The sequence below is a fragment of the Clostridium sp. genome (genome assembly GCF_032552055.1).
Lineage (GTDB): Bacteria > Bacillota > Clostridia > Clostridiales > Clostridiaceae > Clostridium.
Genome location: NZ_JAWGSV010000201.1, coordinates 1 through 5685, shown reverse-complemented (window position 1 = coordinate 5685; position 5685 = coordinate 1). Strand labels below are relative to the sequence as shown.

The 5685-nt window shown below is 28.8% G+C and carries 7 protein-coding genes; all 7 read right to left on the bottom strand.

The window, feature by feature from the left end; translation table 11 throughout:
- Nucleotides 1-175 precede the first annotated feature (175 nt).
- Nucleotides 176-1969: a hypothetical protein gene (locus tag E6248_RS12210; protein ID WP_316341078.1), complete on the bottom strand. Its 1794-nt coding sequence runs from the start codon at nt 1967-1969 to the stop codon at nt 176-178.
- A 16-nt stretch (nt 1970-1985) separates the two neighbouring features.
- On the bottom strand, nt 1986-2579 hold the full coding sequence (locus E6248_RS12205) for a DUF4145 domain-containing protein (RefSeq protein WP_316341077.1): 594 nt from the start codon (nt 2577-2579) through the stop codon (nt 1986-1988).
- Between the two features lie 51 nt (nt 2580-2630).
- Nucleotides 2631-2846: a hypothetical protein gene (locus E6248_RS12200; protein ID WP_316341076.1), complete on the bottom strand. Its 216-nt coding sequence runs from the start codon at nt 2844-2846 to the stop codon at nt 2631-2633.
- Nucleotides 2847-2891: 45 nt separating this feature from the next.
- A complete protein-coding gene (locus tag E6248_RS12195) occupies nt 2892-3557 on the bottom strand; it encodes a DUF4145 domain-containing protein (RefSeq protein ID WP_316341075.1) in 666 nt (221 codons plus the stop codon).
- Between the two features lie 115 nt (nt 3558-3672).
- On the bottom strand, nt 3673-4011 hold the full coding sequence (locus E6248_RS12190; RefSeq protein WP_316341074.1) for a hypothetical protein: 339 nt from the start codon (nt 4009-4011) through the stop codon (nt 3673-3675).
- A complete protein-coding gene (locus tag E6248_RS12185; protein WP_316341073.1) occupies nt 3998-4615 on the bottom strand; it encodes a recombinase family protein in 618 nt (205 codons plus the stop codon). The genes E6248_RS12190 and E6248_RS12185 overlap by 14 nt, the downstream gene beginning before the upstream one ends.
- 233 nt (nt 4616-4848) lie before the next feature.
- Complete coding sequence (locus tag E6248_RS12180; RefSeq protein ID WP_316341072.1) at nt 4849-5259, bottom strand: helix-turn-helix domain-containing protein; 411 nt, start codon at nt 5257-5259, stop codon at nt 4849-4851.
- Between the last annotated feature and the right edge of the window lie 426 nt (nt 5260-5685).

The following is a 5685-nucleotide window of genomic DNA, read 5'->3' as shown; positions in this document are numbered from 1 at the left end:
CATCAGTATCACCTTTATAATATCGATACATCTTATCATAAATATTTTTAAATACATTATAAGATCCATGAGCTTTTTTAACTAATTTCAAATGTTCTGGATTATTAAGGTCTAATCCAATTTCTTTTTTAAATAACTTTTTTATAATTTCATTAATATTCAAGATTTACACCTCCTATAATCCAAATAATCTTCTATCTAGTAACTGTACTCTTCTAACAACTTTAATTTCATCAATCTTTAGCCAAAATTCAGCCGATACGTCAGCAGCATCATCATGCACTGTGAACTTTTGTCCAGCAAACTCCATAAGTTGCTCTCTAAATTCTGTATCTTCTTCAGCAAAAATAAAAGTACCATTGTTAACTGCTGGTACTATTGTAGAAATCTTATCATCCTTATTTCTTCTTTGCATTTCATTTATAATTGTTATATTCCTATACTTTAAGACTGGATGTTCACTTATGGCTTTTTCAAGTTGATTTGCATCAGCTCCATTAAAAGTATTTTTTTCTATATTAACATGAGTGATATCCTCATATTCTAATAAGTAATCAACCATTTTTTTAATATATCTATCAAATTCTTTTCTAGCATTTATTTTTTCTAGCTTAGCTTTTCTAGCATATTTATTACTATTACTACTTTCAGAACCTACTAAGAATGCACTATAGTCATTATTTTTACCACCTGAAGCAGCTGGATCCACACAAAGCATTGTTTTTATAAATTCATGAGTTTCAATAATACATCTTAACTCTGTATTTACTCTTTTAAAGTATTTTTCCCCTATAGAATCAACATCACCTTGAACCTCTTGTTTAAAGGAATTAGGATTTTCATAGTAATCAAGGGCCAGTTCTAAGCAGTCCCAGAACTCACTCCATAAAGTAGGAAACTGCATATCCTTTTCGTGTTTATAGTAAAACTCTTTAGCATCTTCAAGCCTATCCTCATTTTTAAAATCATGTAAGATATCACTAAATTCTTTCCATAAGCCATGAGAAAAGTAGTAATCTAATCCATTAACTTTTTCACCTTTATCATTAATGAAATCATCAATTAGTACACCTTTGTATTTTTTGAATTTCCATGTTGCTGATTTTAACAATCTAGAATAGAAACATTCTTTATGCTGCTGAGTTCCCCACGCTAAAAGGACTGTACCTTTTTTAATAATCTTACCGTTTCTTTTTAAAGGCCTTTGCTTAGCAAACTTAACATCATCAGAATACTTCTTCCACTTCTTAACCCTTGCTTCTTCAGTTCTAACATCATCCTCGGATTGATAATCATCTAGAATAATTAAATCTGGTCTAGTATTTCTATATTTTCTACCTCTCATTGGAGAACTTGAAGAAATAGCTTCTATAAAAGTTCTATTAGTAAACTCTAGCTGAGTAGAGTTACAAATGAAATCTCTATTTTTATCATCTAGTATTTTACCAAAAGCACTTTCAATATATTCATTATCAATCATATTATCTTTAATATCTTTGATAAATTTTTCAGCAGTAGACCCTATGTCTGAACATATTAATACATAAGTTTTATGCTTATAAGCTACTACCCAACAACTAGGACCTAATGTACCAAAAGCAGATTTACCGGTACCTCTTGAAACTACTCTACCTAGTTGTTCTGGTCCAGTACCAATTACAGATTCTTGTATATCTCTCCACATTTCATGATGAACTTCAGCCATTGGAGCTGCAGCATTATCTTCTTTAGGTAAATAAATATCTTGTAAAAAATACAAACAAAAAAACTCTAAACTTATTTGCCCTAATTGCCATGCTAATCCATGGTAACCAAACAAATTTTTAGAGTTTTCAATAATTCTATTATCAGTTAATTCCTCTGCTTTATCTTCAGGAATTCCTAAATCAGTATATGATTTTTTTAGATAGTGATAAAGCAACCATTTATTACGAGCTTCATCACTAGGAAATTCAAATGGTATATTCAAGCTTTATCACTCCTTTTTAATTATTTTCAAGTAATTTAGGGAACTCATATATTATTCTCAATAACATACTAGTAAACTTTATTGCCAGTTGTGCCTCTTTATCTGTCTTATTCTCTAGCTTATGAGTAGCACTATTTCCAAGCTTTCTTATACTATCAACCCACATTTTTCCATCAGGAGGAATATACCCATTATCATCTAAGTAATTGATATATTCCACAAAACCCTTTCCTTCTTTTGCACCCTTTTCACAAGCAATATGCATCAATATCTTTCTACAACATAAAACTGATGATGTATATGCACTAACTGAAAAACATTTTCTAGCTTCATTATACGCATTATTTATATCACTTGGTAAATGATTGATTTCTTCTCCATATAGTTCACCCGGTATTTGTTCGTCAAATAAAAAGTAAGTGGGTCTCTTACATATATGACAAATATAAATTTTACCATTTTCACCTTTATTATAACCAGATTCTGAGCAATTATATCCTTCCTTTGATGATATAGTTTTTCCACAGTTATAACATGTATATGTCTTAGGTTCCATTTCATCATCAATATCTTCCCAATACCATTTATTTGTATATAAAAATTCATCCATAAATTTCACCTCCTATAGAATTAATATTCTACAAGAGTCAACATTTTCCTTTTAATACTGCTCCATACATCCCCGAGAATTTCTTTTATATTTTCGAGCCTTCATAACTTCCCTAAGATCATCTGTTTCAGTTTCTTTAAATAAATTTTTACTACCACAATGAGAGCATGATATGTATTTACCAGCTTTCAAAGTGCTATTAAGTTGTTCAGTTAATAAAATAACTTCTTTTCCACACCTTTTACATTTAAAACTAGTATAATACATTCATAATCCCTCCTAAACAAAAAGAACCCTCATTATTGAGAGTTCTTACTTATTATCTCTTTTTTCTATTGCATTCTTAGCTTTTTCAGGTAAATAATCAAAAGCTTCTTCTATTTTCTTAGGTTGAATTATCATCCTATCAACAATGAAGTTCAACATTGAAAACAACCTTAAACATATATCATCATTGTCTTCAATATTCATTTCTCCAGGATGAACTGAATTATTTCCAGTAACTCTAACATAATCTAGTGCTTTCTGTACCTCAACTGGCAGTCCTTTTGAAACTAAACTAGCAATATCATCATTTATATTTTTCCCTTTTTCTCCCAGATGCACACATAGTTTTTGTAGCGCTAATCTTAATAATGCAGCTGTTGCTCTTTTAGAATGTGGAAATACATCCCTCGCTTCATTATACAATTGTTTTATATCATCATGCATTTCACCTAGTGGCAATGGTATATTAGACGTATTTGGTAATAACATTTTATCATTATGCCAGATATGATATCTTTCACAAGACTGGCATGTAGTTATAGTTATTTCAAAAGGCTTATTCTCATAATTTATAACTGAAGGTCGTTCATAGTTTTTTGCAGATTCATTATACCAATATACAGATTCATTTCTTTGTTGTTGTGATAGCGTATTGCAATATGGACAAGTAAATGTAATTCCTTCTAATGACGGCGCAACATATTTAGACATAATACCACCTCCTTCCATAGATATAATTCTACAGAATTTGGTAATATCCTCTATTCTATAAATTATATTCAACATTAAATGTATTTCAGACAACTAGTAATAATATTACATTCATTTACTCAATAAACTTTTTTATAATATCAATACTTCCTCTAATATATTCATTTGTTGCTATTATTAAATGTATTTTCATTTTACTAAGAGCCTTAGAACTTACTGGATTATTTCCATTTTCATCTGATATATAAATATTTAAGTTATAATCATCTATAAGTTTCATAAGTTCAGCATCATCGTAACCATATATGCTATAACCACTGACTAACACAACTTCATCATCTTTTCGGATATGTTTTTCTAAATCTCTTAAATTATCAAATATTATACTACAATCTTTTAGCTTTGAATTGTTTTCAACTTTTGGATTATATAAACCTATCCTATAATTGCTCACTATCGCTCACCTCATATTCTTTTCTATATCTATAATAAGTCGGCTTAGTTATACCTAATAATTTCATACATTCTACTGGCTTAATATCACCATCTAAAACTCTTCTATATTCTTTTGCAAATTTATTAAAATTAAGAACTCTAGGTCTTCCATAATCATCCCATTCACCCCTGGACTTTTTAGCTTCAATTCCTTCACGCTGCCTATCCCTTATTTTAAGTCTTTCCTTTTCAGCCATATAACTAAGTAATTCAAAAATAATATTTGATATCAGTAATTTTTCTAAATCAGACTTTCCAACAGTATTAAGAATTGGTTGATCTATTACAACTAAATTTATTCCCTTATCTTGCAACTCTCTCCACTCATCTTTTATCATCTGCATATCTCTACCAAGTCTATCTAATTCTTTAATTACTAAAGTATCACCAGGTCTTAATAATTCATTCTTTAATAATAAATAACTTTGCCTATTAAAGTCCTTACCTGATTGCTTATCAGTTTTTATATTATTTTCTTCAACTCCATTTTCTCTTAGGGCTATTAACTGTCTTTCTAAATTTTGTTCTTTGGTACTAACCCTTGCATAACCATAAGTTCTCATAAAAACACCTCGACTTTTTGAAAATATTATAGAAATTGTGTAACTGGTCAACAGCCCAGTAGAGAGTCCTGGTTTTAGAAGGTACCCCCTATCTCATCATCTATACTTTTATATTATCTTTATAGTATCAAAAAGTCAATGTATATTTTGATACCTTTCAAATTAATTTCATATCTTACTAATGGCTTAAATACGTTGTTATTTTTAAGTATTAATAAGTATACCTTTTGATACTACTTAACAACTGTTAGTTTCTTTATTTCCTCTAAATCATTCTTAAGAGCATTTGCATCCTTATTAACAGTATCATCCTTATTATTATTGTCTGCCTTAGCTACTGTAGGAACCCCTAAAGATCTATCCAATAGATACTTGATAGCATTGTACTTTACCCTATGGTCTGTACTTTTATAGGCTAAATCAAACATTTTATCAACTAAGTTGGTAGTTTCATTAACTATTTTATTCTCAGCACATTTTTTTAGCTGTTCTCTTCGTCTGTCAAGTTCAGCCTTGAACTCAATATCATTCTCCCACCTATTTAATGTTCTAGTACTAATACCAACTCTATCGGCAACCTCTTGTTTTAACATGGTTCCACTCAATATATAATCAATAGCAGCAATATGTTTTTCATCTAACATTAACAAAACACCTCCTTGTCTAAATGTCTTATATATAAAAAATCAAAAGACATATATAAAAGCCTTTTTTTAAAATATCTATGATACTATAATACACTGTTTAAAACACCAAATGTTGAACTAAAGTTAATATTTTATTGAAAAAAGATTAAAATATATAGTTTTTAATAGAAATTTACATTACTTAATACAAATAGTGTAACTAAGTAAATATAGCTTAAAGTATTGATATTACTGTATTTATGATAGTTTTATATAATGTCTATTACAATTCTAATTACACTTTTTATTTTATTTGTAATGATGTCTAAGCCTTGATATTACTAGCTTTGATAACATTTATTACATTATTACACTTTTAAAAAATCTATGTAGTATATATAGAGAAATATATATTATTAATTATCTCGTACGTAACTATATATA